The organism is Paraburkholderia oxyphila NBRC 105797, assembly GCF_000685075.1.
Classification (GTDB): domain Bacteria; phylum Pseudomonadota; class Gammaproteobacteria; order Burkholderiales; family Burkholderiaceae; genus Paraburkholderia; species Paraburkholderia oxyphila.
Genome location: NZ_BAYD01000018.1, coordinates 1 through 19,546, shown reverse-complemented (window position 1 = coordinate 19,546; position 19,546 = coordinate 1). Strand labels below are relative to the sequence as shown.

Below are 19,546 nucleotides of genomic sequence, written 5' to 3'. Positions count from 1 at the left end.
ATGAAGCAATCATTGCGACCCGTGCTGGTTTTGTTTGTGCTCCTGACGGTGATCACGGGCATCGTCTATCCGCTCGTGGTAACGGCCGTCGCCCAGGCCGTATTTCCGCATCAGGCCAACGGCAGCATGATCGAGAAGAGCGGCAAGCCGGTCGGCTCCAGCGTGATCGGCCAGCAGTTCGACGCTGCGTACTATTTCTGGGGCCGGCTGTCGGCCACAACGCCCAATCCCTACAACGCAGTGAACTCTGGCGGCTCGAACCTCGGTCCGACGAATCCGGCGCTCGCTGACGAGGTGAAGGGACGCATCGCAGCCCTGCACGCCGCCGATCCATCGAATACGACGCCGATTCCGGTGGATCTCGTCACCTCGTCCGGCAGCGGGCTGGATCCCGATATCACGCCGGCTGCTGCCGCCTGGCAGGCGGCGCGCGTGGCCAGGGCGCGTGGGCTGTCGCTTGACCAGGTCGACGGGCTGATTGCGCAGAACACCTCGGGACGGCAGCTGGGCATCTTCGGTGAGCGCCGGGTCAATGTGCTGACACTGAATCTCGCGCTCGACGAGATCAAGCCGATGCATTGAGTTTCTCCCGGCGCGGCCGTACGCGGTCAACGCGCGTGCCGGCGACAACACGATAACGGGATGACTCGCGAGGAGACGTGCGATGAACCGGCCCGATCCCGACGAACTGCTGGACAGGATCCAGCGTGACGAAGAGAAAAGCCAGCGCGGACGGCTCAAGATCTTCTTTGGCGCATCGGCCGGCGTCGGCAAGACGTTCGCGATGCTGCAGGCCGCGCGGCGCCGCAAGGACGAAGGCGCCGACGTCGTGGTGGGGATCGTCGAAACGCATGGGCGCAAGGAGACGCTCGCACTGATCGAAGGCCTGGAGGCCATCGCGCCGGCGCGCATCGAGTATCGCGGCCGGCTGCTCGCCGAGTTCGATCTCGATGCCGCGCTCGCGCGCAAGCCGCAACTGATCCTCGTCGACGAACTCGCGCATTCGAACGTCCAGGGCAGCCGGCATCTGAAGCGCTGGCAGGACGTGCAGGAACTGCTGGACGCCGGCATCGACGTGTTCACGACGGTCAACGTCCAGCATCTCGAGAGCCTGAACGACGTGGTCGGGCAGATCACGGGCATCCGCGTGTGGGAGACGGTCCCCGACCGCGTGTTCGATCTCGCCGACGAGGTGACGCTGGTCGATTTGCCGCCAGAGGAGCTGCTTGACCGGCTGCGCGAAGGCAAGGTCTACATGCCGCAGCAGGCGGAGCATGCGGTCCGCAATTTCTTTCGCAAGGGCAATCTGATCGCGCTGCGCGAACTCGCGTTGCGTCGCACGGCGGACCGTGTCGATGCGCAGATGCGCGAGTACCGCGCCGATCAGTCGATCGAGCGCATCTGGCAGGCGCGCGAACGCATCATCGTGTGTGTCGGCGCGGGCCACGCGAGCAGCAATCTCGTGCGCGCGGCGGCGCGCCTCGCTTCGAACCAGAAAGCGGACTGGCTGGCCGTCTACGTCGAGACGCCGAAGCTCGAGCGGCTGCCCGATGCCATTCGCAAGCGCACGCTAGACGCGCTCAGGCTCGCGTCGGAGCTGGGTGCGGAAACGGTCACGCTGCAAGGCGGCGAGGTCGCGCCCACGGTGATTGCGTATGCGCGCATGCGCAACGTATCGAAGCTGGTCGTGGGCGCATCGTCCGTGACGGGATGGCGCGCGCGTCTCATGCCGTCTGTTGCGCAGCAGATGGTCTGGTCGGCGCGCGATATCGACGTCACGGTGGTCAACTCGGGCGCAGTGCGCGAAGCCGCCGAGCGCCACGACGCCGTGAGTGGCCTGGCGGGGCGCGATTTGGGCGCGCGCCGCTCCACGCCGGCCTCCTACGCCTGGGCGCTGGCGATCTGTGCGGCCATCACGGCTATCGCAGGCATGCTGCTGGACCGGATCGCGCAGACCAATCTCGTGATGCTCTTCCTGCTCGGCGCGGTCTTCACGGCGGCACGGCTCGGGCGCGGGCCAGGCGTGCTGTTCTCGTTTCTCGGCGTGGCCGCGTTCGACTTCTTTTTCGTGCCGCCCCGCATGTCGTTCTCGGTGTCCGACACACAATATCTGCTCACCTTCGCCGTGATGCTGATGACCTCCCTGACGATCAGCCACCTGACGGCGAGCCTCAAGCGTCAGGCGCACGTCGCCACGCTGCGCGAGCGCCGCACGGGGGCCATGTTCGCGATGACGCGCGAACTGGGTGGCGCGCTGATGACGGACCAGATCATCGAGATCGGCATGCGTCATGTGAGCGAGGTGTTCCAGGCACGCACGGTGATTCTGCTGCCGGACAGCGCGGAGAAGGTGCGGCCCAAGGTCGAGAATCCCGATCCGGCGATCACGCTCAACGACGCCGATCTCGATCGCGATATCGCCCAATGGGTCTACGACCAGCAGAAACAGGCCGGTCACGGCACGGAGACACTGCCTGCCGCGATCGCGCTGTACCTGCCGCTCAAGGCGCCGATGCGCACGCGCGGCGTGATCGCGCTGGTGTCTGAACGAATGGAGGAGTTTGCCGTGCCCGAGCAGCGGCGCATGCTCGACACCTTCGTCGCACAGATCGCGCTGGCGCTCGAACGGGTGCACTACGTCGAGATCGCACAGGATGCACTCGTCAGCATGGAATCGGAACGACTGCGCAATTCGTTGTTGTCCGCGATTTCCCATGACCTGCGCACGCCGCTCACGGCGATCGTGGGATTTGCCTCGGTGCTTGCCGAACAGGGCGCCGCCATGTCGGGCGGGCCGAGGGCACAGGAAATCTCGGAGGCGATCCACGACGAGGCACTGAGGATGAATGGACTCGTCATCAACCTGCTCGACATGGCGCGTCTTCAGGAAGGCAGCATGCGGTTGAACCGGCAGTGGTCGTCGATCGAGGAGGTGATCGGTTCCGCGCTGGCCGGTTGCCGGCGCATGCTGGGCGAACGCAAGGTTCAGGCACGTGTGCCTCCGGATCTCCCGCTCGTGCAGCTCGACGCGGTACTCGTCGAACGGCTCTTCGCGAACCTGCTCGAGAACGCCGCCAAATATACGCCCGCCGGGACGCCGCTGACCATCGATGCGTCCATGTTGCAGGAAGAGGCGCACCGTTACGTGCGGGTCGAAGTCTGCGATAGCGGGCCGGGTCTGCCCGCGGGCATGGAATCCCGGGTGTTCGACAAGTTCACCCGCGGTGAGAAGGAATCAGCACTGCCAGGCATGGGTCTGGGGCTTGCCATCTGCCGCGCGATCGTCGAGGCGCACGGGGGCAGGATAGGCGCGTCGAACCGCACCGATATGGCAGGTCAAGTGCTCGGCGCCAGTTTCTGGTTCATGTTGCCTGCGGACGAAACGCCGCCCACGGAAACTGAAGTTCCGGAGCTTCCCGGTGTGGGGACGTCGCAAGACCCGTCCTCGAACGTCTCCGGCAACACCATGAATCGCCTGTGAATGTCATGAGCGATCCGTCCGTCAAGGTCGTCCTGATCGAGGATGACAGGCAGATTCGCCGCTATGTGCGAGCCTCGCTGGAGAGCGCGGCAATGCGCGTATTCGATGTCGGCACGGGAGAGGAGGGTCTGGCCATGACCGCCACCGCCAGGCCCGATCTGGTGATTATCGATCCGGGTTTGCCGGATATGGAGGGTGTGGACGTGATCCGGCAACTGCGCGGCTGGTCCGCTGTGCCGGTCATTGTGCTGTCGGCCCGCACCCGGGAACAGGACAAGGTGACGGCGCTCGATGCGGGGGCTGACGACTATGTGACCAAGCCGTTCGGCATTGCCGAACTGCTGGCGCGAATCCGGGCGCAACTGCGCAGGCAGGATCGCTCCGTCACCACAGAATCGGCCCGGGTATCGTTTGGCGCGGTGACGGTCGATCTGGCAGCCCGGTCAGTCCGGCGCAACGGTGAGACGATTCATCTGTCACCCATCGAGTATCGCCTGCTGGTCACACTCGTCCGTCATGCGGGCTGTGTGCTGACCCATCGCCAGCTTCTGGAGGAGGTCTGGGGACCCGCCCATGCAGAAAACGCAAACTATCTGCGGATCTATATGGCGCACCTGCGCCAGAAACTGGAAGGGGACCCGGCCCGACCCAGGCATATTGTTACGGAGACCGGTGTTGGATATTGCCTGGTTGGCGTTGGATGAGTGGAGCGGTAGCGGCCGGGCACGATGCGCGATTCTGCGCGGCGGGGAACGGGTGGGCCTGCAGCATTGAATGACCGACGATGGATTGTCGGCTGCAATCGTCTGAACAACAGGCAAGACCCTCATCCAGATTCGATGGCCTGCCGATTTTGATGACATTTTTATACATTGCCCCTGTGCTTTTACCGCATCCTGGTGACGTCCGTGCTTCAATCAAACCGAGAACACCCGATTGGGGGACTGGAGGAATGTTGTGCTGAAACTGCTTATTCCCGTGCTGGGTACCAAAGGGGCAACCGAGGCGGCGCGTCATGGCGCGTTCCTGTTCTCCGAGCGATGCGTGTCAGAGGTGGAGGTGATCGAAGTACTCGATGAACTGGCAGAAGGTCGCGTGAGCGCGTTCCATTCGCGCGCCGAGCTGCGCAGAGCCGAGAAGGAGCGCACACGCGACGCACTGATGCAAACCTGCGCGATCCTTGACGACGCCGGCGTACCGTACACCTGGAAACGCGTTTTCGGGCCGCCCGAGCGGACGATCGCGACGTACGCGGCCAGGGATCGCGCCGACATCGTGGTGCTCGACGCAAGCCAGCTTGGCTTCTTTCACAGATGGACGGTGCTCGCCAGGCTATGGCGCCTGTCTACAACGCCCGTCACAATGCTTCACTGACCACCGCACGCATGTCAGGACACGATGCGCAGTCGCCGTAGCAGCGCGGGCATGGTTGTGCCCTGAACGAAGATTGAAAAAGCGACCACCGCAAAGCACACCGTCACGATTTCTTCGCGACGTGGCACGCCGGGCGGCAATCCCATTGCGAGCGCCAGGGCCAGCGCGCCGCGCAGTCCGCCCCAGAACAGGACATGTTGATGCCGCGCGTCGATTCGCAGCGAAGAGCGCGAGAAGAGCACACAGGACGGGTACACCGCCGCAGCGCGCGCCAGCATCACGACCAGAACGGCGATGCCGAGCGATGCCCACTCTGTCTCGTACTCCCGCTGGGCCTGCTGGATGCCAATGAAGAGAAAGATGAATGAATTGGCGGCAAATACCGTGTACTCAAGCACGCTCTCAACCGCTTCACGCCCTCTCTTCGTCATCGGATTCACTGCGGTGCGTCTGCCCATCACAAGCCCGGCAATCAGCGTCGCCAGCACGCCGGAGAGGTGAAGGTTCTCGGCCAGCAGAAACGAACCATAGGCTGCGATCATCGCAAACGTAATCTCGACCAGGTGGTCGTCGGTGCGGTGAACGAGCGACAGCACGATGTTGCCGATCAGCCAGCCGCAAAACAACGAACCGAGAATCACGATGCCGGAAATCTTGAGCACGTCGACCGGGCCCACGTGCGTGCCGGCAACGAATGCCAGCATGACCCGAAAGCCTGCCGCGGCCGTCCCGTCGTTGAACAGGCTTTCTGCTTCCATCAAATGCCTGAAACGGCCCGCCACATTGGCATCCCTGAAAGCTGCCAGGACAGACACAGGATCCGTGGCGGCAATCAACGTACCAAAGAGCAGCCCACTGATCCATTCCCAGTGCAACAGGTAATGCATGCATGCCGCCGTCACACCCGCCGACAGGAGGACGCCGAGAATCGCCAGCGTCTGGACCACGGCAAAATCCCTGCGCACCTCGGCCCAGCGCATGTGAAACGCCGCCTCGAAAATGAGCGGTGGCAACAGGACGTTGTAGATGAAATCCTTGTTGAGGGGAATATCGGGAAATCGGGAAGACGCCAGCAAGGAGAGGCTGATTCCAGCGATAACCAGACCGACGCTATACGGCATGCGCAAACGCCGTACAAGCATGGCCACCAGTGCCGAAACGAGCAGCAGCAGTTCGAAGAGCCCGACGTTAAAGTCCATCCGGACGGCTCCGATAGCGGGAGAAAAGGGATTTTTGCTGCGGCTGCTTCGAGCATGACGGCGCATTTCGCTGCCATGCGAATCTCAAAGTATATTCCGTCAACTCCAACGCAGGTACAGCGCATCGAGCGACACGATTGAGCCATTTTGGCGTATAAGAATCACCATGATTTCGGCATCGTCGTGACTGTGCCAGTCGCGAGCCGGCGCCTCTACACACATGACACATCCATGAACATCATGCGCGCTCCGCAGGCTTCGCAGTCCTCAAGTGGTAGCGGTGGAACACTGGCGCTAGCGCTCGCCGCGCTTGGCATCGTATTTGGCGATCTGGGAACGAGTCCCCTCTACGCCTTACAGGCATCTTTCGGAGGGGCGCTCGGGGTCGCGCCGACCCACGCCAACGTGATAGGCGTCGTCTCGTTGTTCCTGTGGTCGCTGATCCTGATGGTCAGCATCAAATACGTGCTGGTGTTGATGCAGGCCGACAACCGCGGCGAAGGTGGACTGTTGGCGCTGTTGGCACTGCTGGTGGGGGAGCGCACCGGGCGCGTGACCCGGCGTGGCGCCCTGCGCTGGGTGTTCATGGCAATGTTCGGTACAGCCATGCTGTATGGCGATGGTGTCATCACGCCGGCGATCTCGGTGCTCAGCGCAGTTGAGGGGATCGAGGTCGCGACGCCTGCGTTCGCGCATTACACCGTGCCGATCACGGTCGTGATCCTGCTCATGCTGTTTGCCGTCCAGCCATTTGGCTCCGGGCGCGTAGGCGTGGCATTCGGCCCGATTCTGGCGGTCTGGTTCCTGGTCATCTTTGCGCTGGGCCTCATGTCGCTGGCGCAAACACCGGCCATCCTGGCCGCGTTCAACCCGCTCAACGGAATCTCATTTTTCGGTCGTAACGGCTTCAAGGGCTTTGTTGCGCTGGGCGCGGTGGTGCTGTGTCTCACCGGGGGCGAGGCCCTGTACGCCGATATGGGCCACTTCGGCGCGCGGCCGATTCGCCTCGCCTGGTATTACCTCGCGTTGCCAGCCCTGACCGTCAGCTACCTCGGACAAGGGGCATTGCTGCTGCGCAATCCGGGCGCGGCGGACCGGCCGTTCTATTCGACTGTGCCTGCGTGGGGCCTGTATCCGATGGTGGTGCTGGCGACGCTTGCCACCATTGTGGCGTCGCAGGCACTGATTTCGGCGGTATTTTCCTTGACGCGGCAGGCAGCGCAGCTTGGCCTGTCCCCCCGCGTGACGGTCAGGCACACTTCGTCCAGCACGGCCGGGCAGATCTATTTGCCGGGCCTGAACTGGGTGCTGATGATCTGTACCATTGGCGTGGTGCTGGGGTTCCGTACGTCGGACAGCCTGGCGGCCGCGTTCGGGATCGCCGTGTCGACAACCATGGCGATCACGACCATGGTGTTTGCCGCGTTTGCACGCGTGCGCTGGATGTGGCCCGTGTGGCGTGTTGCACTGGTCGCCGGGGTATTCATGGTGGTGGATTTGGCGTTCGTCGCAGCGAACGCCATGAAATTTCTCGATGGCGGCTGGTTGCCGCTCACGATTGGCGCAGTGACGTTCCTCGTGTCGACGTCCTGGCTGATCGGGTTGCGGGCGTTGCAACAGGCTCGCAAGGACTCGGGCCTGCCACTGGACATGTTTATCTCAAGCATTGCCGCCGCGCCGCCACACCGTGTGAACGGCACCGGCGTATTTCTGATGGCCGACGGCAATTCGGTGCCCACCACATTGTTGCATCATCTCAAGCACAATCAGGTACTCCACGAGCAGGTGGTTCTGTTGACCTTGCTGACTGAGGAAATCCCACGCGTGGCACCGGCCGAACGATTCAGGGTGAAGCGGCTGGAACAGGGCTTCGTGCGGATCGAGGGGCGTTACGGCTATCTGGAAACGCTGGACGTGCCGCATCTGCTGGAGCAGGCGTTGCAGTGCGCGGGATGTCCGGCCTATGACGCGATGACGACCACGTTCTACCTCGGGCGCGAGTCGCTCTCGGTACAGACGAAGCAGCGCCCGTTACGGCACATGCTGTTGAGCCTGTTTGGCCGGCTGCGCAAGAACGAACTGGATGCGACAGCACACCTGGGCTTGCCGCCCAACCGCGTCGTGGAGATGGGCGCGCGACTCGATCTGGTCTGACGGCAGGGCGTGTTGCGCTTCCAGTGTCACGTGCATGATCACATTGCGCCTGGACGATGGCTCTGACGTGCGGTGAGAGGCAAGTCTGGGCAAGCGGAGCGATGACCGCACGACGGCTCAAACGGCGGGTGCTTGCGATGCCGCACCTGTCGTTCGGCTGAAAGTCAGGCTAGCGCTAACGGCAATTCCGCGCGCAGTGCTTGCAATACTTCGGACGCTCGCACGAGCTGCTCACGCAGTTCGTCGTGGATCGGCGTGAGGGGCATTCGGGCTTCTGGCGAAATGCGCCCCTCGAGGGCAAGCATCGCCTTGATCGCAGAAGGATTGGGCGCGGCAAACAGCAATTTGAGCACCGGACGGAGTTGCGCGAAGATCCGGCAGGCCGTGCCGGCTTTGCCCGCGTCCATCAGTGTTTGCACTTCGATCAGCAGATCCGCGCAAACGTGCGCGCTTGCCAGAATCCCACCGCGTCCGCCCGCGATCAGACATTCCATGAATGCCTCGTCCGTGCCACAGAGCATGTCGATGGAGAGATTGCCGAGCGCGCCGAAGTGGTGGCTCGCGCATGCCTTGATGGCGACGACGTTCTCGAGCTCGCAGAGCCGGCGCACCGTGTCGGGCTCGATCGCCACGCCTGTACGGTGTGGCACGTCGTAGAGCACGATGGGCCGTTGCGTGGCCCGCGCGACCTGCTGGAAATGCCATTCGATCCCCGCCTGACTGGGGCAAACATAAGCGGGCGCCGAGACGAGAAAGCCCGACACATCCCAGCGCTCGAGCCGCTCAATCTCGCGCACAAAATCGCGGGTGGCGATCCCTCCGACACCGGCCAGCACCGGCAAGCGTTGCGCAACGACGTCCGTGATCGCCTGCAGCACGGTTGCGCGCTCGAGGTCGGACAGGAGTGCCGCCTCGCCCGTCGTGCCCAGCGCGACGAAACCCGCGATGCCACTGCGCACATAATGGTCCGTGAGCGTCTGCAGTGCTGCGACGTCGACTTTGCCCTTGCAAAAAGGGGTAACCAGCGGGAGCCAGACTCCGGAGTCCATATCAGCAGGCCTCTTCGCATTCGTGGTATTGAACCGCGCCAATCACGGCTTCGGGTAAAGTGGCCAACAGCGTGTGCAAGGTGAAAGCGAGGTCTTCGGGGGCGACGTCGAATCGTACCCGCACGCTGTTGCGCAAGACTTCGGTGTGGGCGACGTAGACGCCGAGTGGCGAACGCAGAAGGGTGGCGAGATTCCTGCGTGGGACTTCCGGAGCGAGTCCCGTGAGGCAGACGTCGAGTTCGGCACGCTGTGCGCGCGAGGGCGCGGTGCCGCCGCGCAACAGGCTGGCGTGATCCGGAACGCCGTCGCGAAGGGCGATGCGTTGTGCTGTGTTCATACGCAGGTTTTCCTTGAAGTTTGTCGAGGTGAAACTAGCGTAGTCTGAAATGTATAAGGGAAGTGAAAAAATCAGCCCCGAATCGATATAACGCGCATCATTGCAGACGCCAATCGCAACGCGAGTCGCCTTTTACGACCTTTTTACTTGCGAACTGGCAGCGGCACAATACAATATTCGAATACCGAAATATCCAGGGTTTGTCCCATGAGTATCATCCGAATTCCACGTCCCCGAAGTCGCTTCGCTGCCTGACTTACAAGACGTCTGCGTCTCTCTCCTTGAGCCACCGTCTTGCCAGCAGGCGAGCGGTGTGCGTGGTATCGACACCTCCTATGCACCTTGTCACGTGATGGGGATAGCTAAATGAAGCTATCGGGCGTTGCGTTGCCGCCTCGCCGCGTTCCGTGGCGATACCGGTCAATTGACCGGCGTCGGGCCGGAAGTCCGGCCATCGTTGCGCTTCAGGCGCAGTCATTGCGGCGCACGGGGTAGCGGCGACTCCGCCTGCGTATGATCCGTGTAGAGAGAAATGCATATGGAAACGCCAATTGCAGAGCGTCGAAAGATCAGTATGCCGCGACTGAGCGCACATGAAATGGCAGCGTTGATGCTGCTCGGCTATGCACCGGTCGAGGTAGACGTGGAGGATCCCGACATGACCGCTCTTCGCGACGCCGGCCTCGCGCAACGTGTCGACCGTGAACCCGGGAGGCAGGAGTTCTCGATTACGCGGGAGGGCAGGGAGGTGTTGCGGGTCCTGAGAAAGGGCATTGTCGATCGGCTTGATACGCCCGGCGTATTGTGACGGGAGTGCCTCAAGCGAAAAAGTGACTTTTCCGGCAGTGGTAAATTATCGCCAGCAATTTAAATTCAATTAATAAGTAGTCTTGACCGCGCCTGTCGACTGTGCCCCTTACGCGCGCAACACCGGGTTCACGCCGGGCCAGGTATCCCTTTATGCAATTTTTCTGCTGGGAGACGATCTTTTTCCAAAATCGTTCGTTCGTCGCGTGTAGTGTGTCCACTTGTTCAACTGGCACAGCGCAAACGAACATGAGCAACAATTTCGGTGACCGGCCGGGCGTTCGTATATACGGTCTTCGCGCTCTGGTTTTCGCGACACTCCTGGTCATGAGCTTCCTCAACGCAATGGCGTGTGACGCCGAGGAATCGACTGCCTTGCCGCCCGATGCCGTCTCCGAAACGGCACCGGCGAGCACCCCGACAGCCGAAGATATCGCAACCGTGCTGAACGTACGCTTTCATATCGGGCTGCGTGAGGCCCTGAGGATTGGCGAGGCGGTGCTCAATGCCGCAAGGCGCGATACGATCTCGCCACTCCTGCTGCTCGCGGTGATCGCGGTGGAGTCTGATTTCAATCGCTTCGCGGTGAGCGTAGCGGGTGCCAGGGGGCTCATGCAAGTCCTGCCCTCGCAACATAAGGACATCGTCCTTCGCACGGCGGATTTGACGGACTCGAGCACGAACGTGAGCATCGGCTCGTCAATATTGCACGACTACATCGAGGCTTCCAATGGCGATGTCCACGACGCGCTGCTGCGCTATAGCGGCGGCGCCAGAGGCTATCCGCAGCGCGTGGCCGATCGCATGAGCATGATCAAGACGGCCTTTGACGTCCATTCCAGCAATCCCAATTCGCGGACCGCGGCAACTTTCAGATATTGACAATTGCTACATCGCGTCAATCGCCTGCTTTGCGCGCCGGCTCGGTGTTGATGATCGCCGGTGTGTAGGGGTACGGGTCGTTCATCTGCTCATGGCTGGCTGGAAATGAGCGCTTGACGCCTTCAGTTTCAATGGAGGCGTGCCCTTGCGGCTGCCGGTCCAGCGTTTTCCGGGACCCAGCCTGTCGACATGGCGTTGCAGATCCTGGCCCCAGGGCAAAGCCGCTGGATTCTCCAGGATCACGCACCCGCTTGACGACCTTTACCCTCGTGCAATGGGAGAGGAGGGTATCCAGTACTTTCGGGCGCAGGTTGCGCAATGAGGATGCGATATTGATTGCCTCTTCGAGGGACTGTCCTTTCGCGAGGCGCTTGCCGACATCGCTCGCGAGCTCGAGCAGGGCACGCTCGGGCTCGGCAACGAGGATCGAGGGATCACGGTTGGGAAGCGGTGAGATCGTGAAGCCTTCTGGCAGATTGCCATCGAACAGCGCGTGAACCAGCTCAGGCTCGCGCCAGGTGCCTGGACGCGAAGCGCGATGAGTGATTGCAACTAACAATCCACGGCCCCAAAAACAGCTAGCGCCTTCGGCGGCAGGTGCCCCCCGGCAACAGATATCTGCGGATGGACCACCTGACTGCATGCGCCCATCTAGCGGAGCCCGAATGGCGTCAAATGCGATGGGCTGGCCAGCTACGCAACGGGGTTTGGCTAGCGCATGGGTAACGCAATCACGGTATGCGATTCAGCCGGCGCTTCCCGACCCGGAGGCGACCTTCGAGTTTTTCGAAAGCGGACGTTCGTCGTCACGTATCGGCTTGCCGATTAGACGCGCAGACACCGCCGACGGGCAATCACGTGACCAAGCCTATCGCTGCCCTGTCGTTGATTTCCACACGAACGCGGAAATCCTTTCGACGATACCGTCCGCTAACGGGAGATCGGGATCCGAATAAGCGGCGAGGTTTGCTCGACGGTCCGGCGTATGTACCGCTTTGAGGACGTGGTTGGCGTTGGCGACGAGCACGAGTTCAGCGCCGGGATCTGCATGCTCTAGCAGTTGCGCATCCTCGGAGCCGACCTGAAGATCCTGCAATCCCTGCACAATGAGCACCGGCTTGTTGTAACCCGCCACAAGAGCCGCTGGATCAACAGTCAATTCACTCATGAGAAAACGCTGCACTTGCGGCCTGAACAACGGCATCAGTGCGGGATCGATTTTTGTCACGTCTACTGTTTGGCCAGCTTCTAGCGCATCGAGTATCGACATCGCGTTGTCCAGGATAGGGGCGTTCGCGGAGTTGGATCTCAGTTGCTCTCTTAATACCTTTCCGAGCGGACGTCCTGCCGTGGATAGCAGAATCAAACCGCAGATGTCAGCCGTGTGCTGAGCGGCTACCAGCGCCACCAAGCCCCCCTCACTATGGCCCAACACCCATACGCAGGAAACACCAGTACGCTTTCGGATAGTCGTCACCCACGAATGAACGTCCGCTGCGTAGTCGTCGAGGGTGACGTCCTCTGCGTCCGGTATCGCGAGCGTGCTACCGTACATGCCCCTCTTGTCGATTCGAACCGACGCGATGCCGCGACTCAGAAGTCCGTCGGCGAGCAGCAGGTACGTCGAAGGCCGAAGACCATTCGGGCCATTGCCGTTCCGGTCGGTTGGCCCCGAGCCTGGCACGATTAGAACCACCGGGACGTCCTGGTTTCCAGGTGATAGCAATGTGCCTTGCAAGGGCCCTGCGGGACCGGGGGCTTCGATATTCGCCCGCATCGTTTGCGATGGAATTCCTGATTGGATAGCAGCTGCCATAGCGATAGTCGCGAGAATCGCCATTCATGTCCTCGACGTGCTTGCGACGAAGTCCCAGTCGTGTTCAGTAGCGGGGCGCAAGGTTATGTCAGCCATCTGTCAAGAATCCAGATCGACGTTGATGCCTGATTGTTAACGATTTATGAGTGGGAGTCGAGTCACCGATCTTGGCCGACCTGTACCTGACGCGGCCGGCTCTGATCGACCCGGAGCGATCTCTCGACGGGCTCTGTACATCAGCAATGACTAGAGCGCTATGCGTCGACCGTTCGGTTAGGCATGTGCAAGCAGCCTATCGGAGTTCTGACGGAAAGTTAGTCAGTCGGTTTCTCGTACAGTGACCATACACAGCCGCCGGGTTCTGGCTCCGAGTACAGTCCTGCGCGGATAAAGTCAAGTGACTCATAGGGCGCGCACAGCTTCGCGTTGTGGACGGCGCAGTCGAGTCGAACAAAACGCCGGTTCAAGCCGCTCACCTTGTTAGCGCACCAATCAAGCATGAAGAGCCCGAGGCCACGTCCGTTAAAGCCTTTACGCACAGAAAGCCCGTGCACATAACCGGCGATCGGTTCTTGCGGTCCCCAGTGATTGTCCTCCTCCAGATCAAGCGAAAACGTTCCGACCGGAGTACTTTCCAGCTCCACCACGTACACTTCTTTTTCTGAAACATTGTTTCGTACCCATCTCTCGGAAAACCCGTCCCCCTCCTTGCCCCACGCATAGTCACCGTGCGCCACCTTCAACGCGTGTGCGTCGTTACGGATCTGCGTGAGCGTCGGCACGTCCAGCAAGTCTGCCCGGCGAACGGATATTCTTGTCATTGCTTTTGCTCCAGTTGCTACAGGAGAGCGAAGACTAGCAAAGCACCCTTACGGTGACCCAACCGCTTTTCAGATTATTGGCGGTTGAGGATGGGCAATTGAAAGGCTACTCCTGGCCGGACAGCGCCCGGAGACAATCGGCTCGAGGCGGTCGGCCGCCCAAACGCTTTTCTCGAAAGAGTCCCTCGGGTGAACGAGGCCCTACAGAGTGTGTAGCAAATCCGGAAGTGACGAAAGACTTCCTATAACGTAAGCGGGAGTCGCAAACCGTCCGGAGCGCGACTGAATGAGTGCCCAGGGACCGCGCTGCAAAAACACCGAAACCATGCCCGCCTGCCGTGCTGGTTCGACATCGTTGTCGAGACGATCACCGACATAGGCGATCTGAGACGGGTGGAGACCATTGGCTTCCACCACGATGCGTTGGAAGAAGCCCACGTCCGGTTTTTCGACACCCCATGATGCAGATGAGGCGACGATATCTGCCGGCACTCCGAGAGAACGGAGTGCGTGCTCAGTCTCAACGGGTTGGTTCCCCGCGATGCCAACCAGAATGCCGGCTTCGCGCAGCCATCTCAGGCAGGGAACTACGTCGGGGTAGAGATCTTCCGCAGTAACCGAATAGACACTCCCGGTCGCCTCACGTTCTCGAAGCAATGCGGCAAAGTTGACACCTGGGCGCACGATGCCGAACACTTGGCGATGGTGTTGACCACGCTCGATAAGAGCCCCCAGAGACGCGTGAAACGAGAGTCGCGAAACACCAAGATAGTCGGCCCACTCGTTCCAATCACGACTTTCGTCAACCAACGTCTCACCGACATCGAAGAACACAGCCTTTATTTTCATTGGGCGGATCGAGCTTCGAACAGAGGATTTCCGATTCTCAATGATTCAGGAAACGTTGTCGACCGACCGTAACTGGCGATTGCTTCATGAGCCTGCGCGGCCTTCATTCGAAACGGGTTCAAGGCACGAATCATTCATATCTTCCACTGACGCTCTGCGTATAGACCGTCGAGTCATTGCGTCTCTCCGGCCACGCGACGCTGGAAAACGATATCTGACACAGCGGGTTCGAGGGGCGATCTAAGCGCATCGACTCGACCTTCCGCATTTTTCTCGTACGAGATCACGATTCCGCTCGGATAGCGAGCTTCCCCATCCTCTTTCAGCTGGAACGAGTTCTGCGCGCGGCACACTAGCATCCCCCCGAGCCCACGCCAACTCCAGTGCATCGCGGACGCACCCCGAACGATCGAAATGCGGCCATAGGCCGGATGCTCGTACTCGCCAATGAGATCTTCCGGCGGTTCGTCGAGCGGTGAATCCGACCGATGCGTCAGCGTGCGGGCGCCTTCTTCCGTCTCTTCCTTGTCCAGAGCTGCTTGTCGTCTGGCGCGAAATACTTCGAACCAGTCAAGCGGCGCGAGCGAGCGCAGTCGGTCAAAGACTGCGTAGGCGATCAATTCTCGAACTGGGCTGGGGTCACGGTTGGTCAACACGACCACACCGATACGATGAGCGGGCATCATGGTCATCAGCGCGCCCCAGCCGGGCTGCGATCCGGTGTGCGAGACAGTCACGTCGCCACGGTAATGCTCACACGTCAATCCGTACCCGTAGTGGATCTTGCCGATCTCGGCAAATTCCGAGTCGCCAGCGTTTATGCGCGGCGTCGTCATCGCGTCTATCGCTGCCTGCGAAACCAGTCGCCTGCCGTCGACCCGTCCCCGCGAGAGCAGAAACCGCACCCAACGCGCTATATCTGCTACTGACGCGTTGATGCCGCCGGCGGGCGTCGCTTGCATCGGCCAGAGCTTTCCCCGATAAACACCGCATCTGTCCCACTGATGCGGGAAAGCACGGTCTGCGGCCGATTCCAGATCCGCTTTCGAGAATCCGAAACCGGTGAACCCCAGGGGCAAAAGCAGCCGCTGCGTCGTGAATTGCTCCCAGCTCCGGCCACTCAGCCGCTCCGCGAGCATACCCGCAACCACGTAACTCAGATTCGAATATTGGAACGACACGCGAAGGCGTCGGCTAAGTTCGAGATAACGCAGGGCGTCAACCATTTGCTGTCGCGACCGCCGACCGGGAGGTGACCATATTCGGTCGTGTGCAGGAAGCCCCGTACGATGGGTGAGCAAATCGGACACAGTGATTTCTTCGGTTGCGTTTGCGTCCCGCAACTGGAACTCCGGCAGTATCTCGCGCACCTTTGTGTCCCAACCCAGGCGTTGCTCATCGACCAGAAGCGCCAGTCCGGCAGCCGTGATGGATTTGGTCAGTGAGCAGATCATGAACTGGGTGTCGCATGTCACTGGCGCATTGGCTCCTAGCTCGCGCGTGCCGTAGCCTTTAAGGAGGATCACATCGTCACCGTTAACGACCCCCACGGCGAGGCCGGGGACGCCCCAACACTTCATTGCATCTTCGACAAGACAGTCCAGGTCGGTCCAGGCGGTATCGCGCATGTCGGTCACCGCGCTAAATGAGTTCTGCGACGCGGACGATGACGAATGCCGCCGGAAGGAGCACAGCCTGTGCGCAGAGCGTACCGAGAACGCGCGCGCCCGCGAGCGTCGTGATCGCCCGCCGGAAGCTGTTTTCCGATATCCGGCCCTCAATGACATCGTCGGTCATTACGGAAACCTGTGGATCCACGACGACCGCCAATACCACGGTCGCGAAGCCGTTGATGACCGACGATAGATTCGCGCATGTCACTCTCAGATCGGGCTTCAGATAGCCCGCATACAGCGATGCGAACACGCCGACTGTCCAGATCGCCATTGCGACAACGTTCAGCGCGATGACTTTCCAGGACACGCCGGTGCTGGCTGCCAGTTGCGTAACGTTGTGGCGGGAAGGAAAGCGCGCACCGATGCGAAGGTAGTTGACCCCGGCACGACTGAAGGCGTGCAGCAGAAGACGAGGAATCGAGCGGTTTGCCTGAAAGTGATCGACGGCGCGGCTGAAGTAACGCTGGAACGTGGGAATCAGGAACGAGCCAGCAATGGTTGCCACGGTAGCGGTCAGCAGGAGCAATCGAAAGTCGGCGAGCAACCCGCTGCCCATGTGGTGCGCGATATCCAGTTCGACCCGTTTCGCGATGAACGGCCCCTGAAAGGAATTGGCCGTCCGGGAAACCAGCGCGATGATCCCGAAAAGGGAAAACGACAAGGCGATGCGGCGCGTGCGAACGCCGGCGATTCGCACTGCATAGGCCAATGTCGCAATCACGTGGATTACGAATGTAAGCCCGCATATGACCCAGAGCTGGCTATCCATGCTATTGCCGTGCGTGTGGCAGGGACATGAGTGTACCCGAGCGAATTACGATTCCGATTGTTGTCAATCCAGCTCGGTCGATCGAGTGACCGTTCATGGCAGCACTGCATCCGACGACTGCACGCGATTGCCATCTTGCGGCCCCACCTCATGCAAGAGGCATAAGTCGAACCGTTTCGACCATTCGGGGATCCGGTTTGCAACGGTAGTTGCCAAAGCTTAAACGGTCAATGCGTCCATCAGGAAACGCGGGGCGCCTACTTCAAGGAATACCTACCCACCGAAAAATAACCGCGCCAACATTATAGAATCCGAAGCAGAACAGCAAAGTGCGCACCAAGTTTCTAAGGCCATCCTCGGCAGCGCCCAGGACAATAAATCCCGCGCCTAACAAGAATTGAGACGTAGACGTCCAAACGCCTTTGTGCGGTGCAATCAACGGCGAACAAAGAGCCGAGACCAGAAATAAAAGAGCGGCGACTCCGTTCCACAGACCTAAGGTTCTTTTCACAGGGCACCTCGCGGGGGATGTTTGAGTCATGCAGCAGATGCAAGCGAAAACCAGACGTGTTTGTACGTGACGACGGCTGTTTCATCTGGCGCGCGCTCGGACGTGAGCCAGAGTGATCGGACGGACCACGCGGCGCGAGCGTCAGGCGCCGTTGCGAAATAGTCCTGGGTCGAAGCCGCGCCGACACAAGGGATAAACCACGCGTTCATGAGAGGCTTAGCGTCGAAACCTCCGTCCTCGGTTCGCGTTATCAGCAATGCGAGACCTACGCGATCCGCCGGGCGCCACGGGAAAATCATACGGCCTCCAGGGCGCAATGCGTTTAACCACGACGGTGGGGGTGCGAGAACACCGGCATTCACATAGATCAGATCTGCGGGTGGCAAATCGACCTGCGTTGCATCTCCATGCGTTACGGTGACCCCTTCGTAGGGCTTAAGATTTTGTCGTGCAGCGTTTGACAACGTTGCATCAAGTTCAAACGCATCGACACTACCTCCCGGGGATGCAAGGACAGAAAGTATGGCAGTGTAAAAACCGGAGCCCGCGCCGATGTGGCATATCCTGTCGCCAGGGCGCGGATTGACTGCACCGATCCACGCAGCGTGCAAAAAAGGCTCTCCGTTGTTAATACCCTTTTCTGCGTCCAGGGCCACCAGATTGTTTTGATAGACGTAGACAGGATCGTCGCTGGGCGTCTCGTAGTAGCCCTTGTTCACCATGATTTTCCACGGGCCAGGTGGCAGGAAAGCATGGCGAGGCACAAGTTCGAAGGCGCGCTCCAGACGAGGATCGTTCGAATTGCTGGCAGCTGCCATTAGCTTCGCGTGAAACGCTCGCAGCTCGTCAAGTTCGGCAGACATTTTCCTCCCGCGTCCGAAGAAAGGGGCACAATGTGGATTGTCGGCGATCTACGACCAACTGTCGAACGTCGCTTTGTGGCCGAACCCGGAAGTGGGGGGCGACACCCGGGTTTCTGGGGCGCGGGGATCTCGAACTCCCGTGGTCAACTCCTCCCGGCCGTCGGCTTTGCTCGAACTCCGCCATCTATAGGCCGACTCCAGCCTCTGAAGTGCGCCGGAAACGAATCTGTCGAGCAACGCATTGGCGAACTCGCCTCAAACCTTTGGGCGGTTGGTGCTTTCTGGACTCAAAGTGGACTACCGTCCTCTGACTCTTTAACGATGTAAAAGTGATCACCCATCGGTCGAATGGATTTATCGGGACCCTCTCCCGCGTGCAACGCCGCGTCAGTCGGATCGTACGTTAATGTGTAGGCGACGCCTGGCGACAATGGCGCGGCGTCCAGCCCCCAACTCCAATTGTGTACAGCTTTCTCGCCCGAGGTTGAGAAATGAACTTCGATCTCGTGGGGATACTTGACCAGCAGGAAATGGACGCGGTCGGGGTCCCAGCCGATAGACGACAGCCCTACGATCAAAGCGCCGGCGAGTGGAGGCCCCAAAAGTGCGGAGGCCGCACGACGCCATCGGCGACGAATGGTGTTCCCAATGGTCCCGACAAGCCAGGCAATCGCGAGCGGTGGAAACAGAAAAACGGAGACAATGAATATGCCGAATACCGCCTTATCGAATTCCCACAAGACAAGGCATAGCAAGAGGAAACCAGTCCACCACACAAAATGAACGACTGAAAATCTATCTGCATTCCCCGAGTGCGGATCAGGGTTCGACTGCATTACGCCTGTGGTCATCTGTTCGGGAGCGGTGGGATTGATAGAGTCAAGCTGATCCTGTCGGGTAACAGGTGAATCGGTCTGATTGTCGACAATGTATGAGCCGTTGTCGAGCGTCCGGTGTT

Annotated in this window: 18 protein-coding genes; 7 read left to right on the top strand and 11 right to left on the bottom strand. The window is 60.5% G+C overall.

The features are described from left to right. The 4 genes from kdpC (at window position 1) to BO1_RS14185 (ending at window position 4,855) form a co-directional block, all read left to right on the top strand. Window positions 1-582: a potassium-transporting ATPase subunit KdpC gene (gene kdpC / locus BO1_RS14200; protein WP_028218114.1), complete on the top strand. Its 582-nt coding sequence runs from the start codon at window positions 1-3 to the stop codon at window positions 580-582. A gap of 82 nt (window positions 583-664) precedes the next feature. Beyond that, window positions 665-3,481, top strand: a complete 2,817-nt coding sequence (locus BO1_RS14195; RefSeq protein ID WP_028218113.1) for a sensor histidine kinase — start codon at window positions 665-667, stop codon at window positions 3,479-3,481. A gap of 5 nt (window positions 3,482-3,486) precedes the next feature. Continuing rightward, window positions 3,487-4,185, top strand: a complete 699-nt coding sequence (locus tag BO1_RS14190; RefSeq protein WP_028218112.1) for a response regulator — start codon at window positions 3,487-3,489, stop codon at window positions 4,183-4,185. A 253-nt stretch (window positions 4,186-4,438) separates the two neighbouring features. After that, entirely contained in the window at window positions 4,439-4,855 is a 417-nt protein-coding gene (locus tag BO1_RS14185) for a universal stress protein (RefSeq protein WP_028218111.1), read from the top strand. Between the two features lie 14 nt (window positions 4,856-4,869). Here the strand turns inward: BO1_RS14185 and BO1_RS14180 are convergent, their stop codons facing one another. Continuing rightward, window positions 4,870-6,054, bottom strand: coding sequence for a cation:proton antiporter (locus BO1_RS14180; protein ID WP_028218110.1), 1,185 nt, complete (start codon window positions 6,052-6,054; stop codon window positions 4,870-4,872). A 231-nt stretch (window positions 6,055-6,285) separates the two neighbouring features. Between BO1_RS14180 and BO1_RS14175 the strand changes: the two genes are divergently transcribed. After that, window positions 6,286-8,208 carry a potassium transporter Kup gene (locus BO1_RS14175; RefSeq protein WP_028218109.1) on the top strand — a complete coding sequence of 641 codons (1,923 nt, stop codon included), beginning with the start codon at window positions 6,286-6,288 and terminating at the stop codon, window positions 8,206-8,208. Window positions 8,209-8,372: 164 nt separating this feature from the next. Here BO1_RS14175 and dapA read toward each other — a convergent pair whose 3' ends face one another. Further along, entirely contained in the window at window positions 8,373-9,257 is an 885-nt protein-coding gene (gene dapA / locus BO1_RS14170; protein WP_028218108.1) for a 4-hydroxy-tetrahydrodipicolinate synthase, read from the bottom strand. Between the two features lies 1 nt (window position 9,258). Beyond that, window positions 9,259-9,594 (bottom strand): hypothetical protein, encoded by a 336-nt coding sequence (locus BO1_RS14165; RefSeq protein WP_028218107.1) that lies wholly within the window; start codon window positions 9,592-9,594, stop codon window positions 9,259-9,261. Between the two features lie 538 nt (window positions 9,595-10,132). Here BO1_RS14165 and BO1_RS14160 point away from each other — a divergent pair. After that, the gene (locus tag BO1_RS14160) at window positions 10,133-10,402 is read left to right on the top strand and encodes a hypothetical protein (RefSeq protein ID WP_043284848.1); all 270 of its coding nucleotides are present in this window, start codon (window positions 10,133-10,135) and stop codon (window positions 10,400-10,402) included. A 152-nt stretch (window positions 10,403-10,554) separates the two neighbouring features. Continuing rightward, window positions 10,555-11,283: a lytic transglycosylase domain-containing protein gene (locus tag BO1_RS51070; RefSeq protein WP_156992252.1), complete on the top strand. Its 729-nt coding sequence runs from the start codon at window positions 10,555-10,557 to the stop codon at window positions 11,281-11,283. A 16-nt stretch (window positions 11,284-11,299) separates the two neighbouring features. On the opposite strand, the gene BO1_RS57495 is transcribed toward BO1_RS51070, so the two are convergent. The 8 genes from BO1_RS57495 to BO1_RS60205 all read right to left on the bottom strand — a co-directional run. Next, window positions 11,300-11,842 carry a type IV toxin-antitoxin system AbiEi family antitoxin domain-containing protein gene (locus tag BO1_RS57495; RefSeq protein ID WP_407669947.1) on the bottom strand — a complete coding sequence of 181 codons (543 nt, stop codon included), beginning with the start codon at window positions 11,840-11,842 and terminating at the stop codon, window positions 11,300-11,302. A 309-nt stretch (window positions 11,843-12,151) separates the two neighbouring features. Then, window positions 12,152-13,060, bottom strand: coding sequence for an alpha/beta hydrolase (locus BO1_RS14150; protein ID WP_245643799.1), 909 nt, complete (start codon window positions 13,058-13,060; stop codon window positions 12,152-12,154). 353 nt (window positions 13,061-13,413) lie between these two features. Beyond that, window positions 13,414-13,920 carry a GNAT family N-acetyltransferase gene (locus tag BO1_RS14145; RefSeq protein ID WP_028218104.1) on the bottom strand — a complete coding sequence of 169 codons (507 nt, stop codon included), beginning with the start codon at window positions 13,918-13,920 and terminating at the stop codon, window positions 13,414-13,416. A gap of 201 nt (window positions 13,921-14,121) precedes the next feature. Next, complete coding sequence (locus tag BO1_RS14140; RefSeq protein ID WP_028218103.1) at window positions 14,122-14,769, bottom strand: HAD family hydrolase; 648 nt, start codon at window positions 14,767-14,769, stop codon at window positions 14,122-14,124. A 173-nt stretch (window positions 14,770-14,942) separates the two neighbouring features. Next, entirely contained in the window at window positions 14,943-16,397 is a 1,455-nt protein-coding gene (locus BO1_RS51065; protein WP_084687958.1) for a serine hydrolase domain-containing protein, read from the bottom strand. Between the two features lie 13 nt (window positions 16,398-16,410). Further along, window positions 16,411-17,214 carry a lipid II flippase Amj family protein gene (locus BO1_RS14130; RefSeq protein ID WP_028218102.1) on the bottom strand — a complete coding sequence of 268 codons (804 nt, stop codon included), beginning with the start codon at window positions 17,212-17,214 and terminating at the stop codon, window positions 16,411-16,413. 537 nt (window positions 17,215-17,751) lie between these two features. After that, window positions 17,752-18,588, bottom strand: coding sequence for a protein-L-isoaspartate O-methyltransferase family protein (locus BO1_RS51060; protein WP_043284846.1), 837 nt, complete (start codon window positions 18,586-18,588; stop codon window positions 17,752-17,754). 287 nt (window positions 18,589-18,875) lie between these two features. Further along, window positions 18,876-19,546: hypothetical protein (locus BO1_RS60205; protein WP_028218101.1), on the bottom strand; the 671-nt coding region annotated here is incomplete at its 5' end.

Excerpts from the sequence above, each read along its gene's own strand:
- dapA (WP_028218108.1), bottom strand. The coding sequence starts at position 9,257 with ATGGACTCCGGAGTCTGGCTCCCGCTGGTTACCCCTTTTTGCAAGGGC.
- BO1_RS51070 (WP_156992252.1), top strand. The coding sequence starts at position 10,555 with ATGCAATTTTTCTGCTGGGAGACGATCTTTTTCCAAAATCGTTCGTTC.
- BO1_RS14190 (WP_028218112.1), top strand. The coding sequence starts at position 3,487 with ATGAGCGATCCGTCCGTCAAGGTCGTCCTGATCGAGGATGACAGGCAG.
- kdpC (WP_028218114.1), top strand. The coding sequence starts at position 1 with ATGAAGCAATCATTGCGACCCGTGCTGGTTTTGTTTGTGCTCCTGACG.
- BO1_RS51065 (WP_084687958.1), bottom strand. The coding sequence starts at position 16,397 with ATGCGCGATACCGCCTGGACCGACCTGGACTGTCTTGTCGAAGATGCA.
- BO1_RS14160 (WP_043284848.1), top strand. The coding sequence starts at position 10,133 with ATGGAAACGCCAATTGCAGAGCGTCGAAAGATCAGTATGCCGCGACTG.
- BO1_RS14150 (WP_245643799.1), bottom strand. The coding sequence starts at position 13,060 with ATGCGGGCGAATATCGAAGCCCCCGGTCCCGCAGGGCCCTTGCAAGGC.
- BO1_RS14165 (WP_028218107.1), bottom strand. The coding sequence starts at position 9,594 with ATGAACACAGCACAACGCATCGCCCTTCGCGACGGCGTTCCGGATCAC.
- BO1_RS14130 (WP_028218102.1), bottom strand. The coding sequence starts at position 17,214 with ATGGATAGCCAGCTCTGGGTCATATGCGGGCTTACATTCGTAATCCAC.
- BO1_RS14180 (WP_028218110.1), bottom strand. The coding sequence starts at position 6,054 with ATGGACTTTAACGTCGGGCTCTTCGAACTGCTGCTGCTCGTTTCGGCA.
- BO1_RS14195 (WP_028218113.1), top strand. The coding sequence starts at position 665 with ATGAACCGGCCCGATCCCGACGAACTGCTGGACAGGATCCAGCGTGAC.
- BO1_RS14175 (WP_028218109.1), top strand. The coding sequence starts at position 6,286 with ATGAACATCATGCGCGCTCCGCAGGCTTCGCAGTCCTCAAGTGGTAGC.
- BO1_RS51060 (WP_043284846.1), bottom strand. The coding sequence starts at position 18,588 with ATGTCTGCCGAACTTGACGAGCTGCGAGCGTTTCACGCGAAGCTAATG.
- BO1_RS14145 (WP_028218104.1), bottom strand. The coding sequence starts at position 13,920 with ATGACAAGAATATCCGTTCGCCGGGCAGACTTGCTGGACGTGCCGACG.
- BO1_RS14140 (WP_028218103.1), bottom strand. The coding sequence starts at position 14,769 with ATGAAAATAAAGGCTGTGTTCTTCGATGTCGGTGAGACGTTGGTTGAC.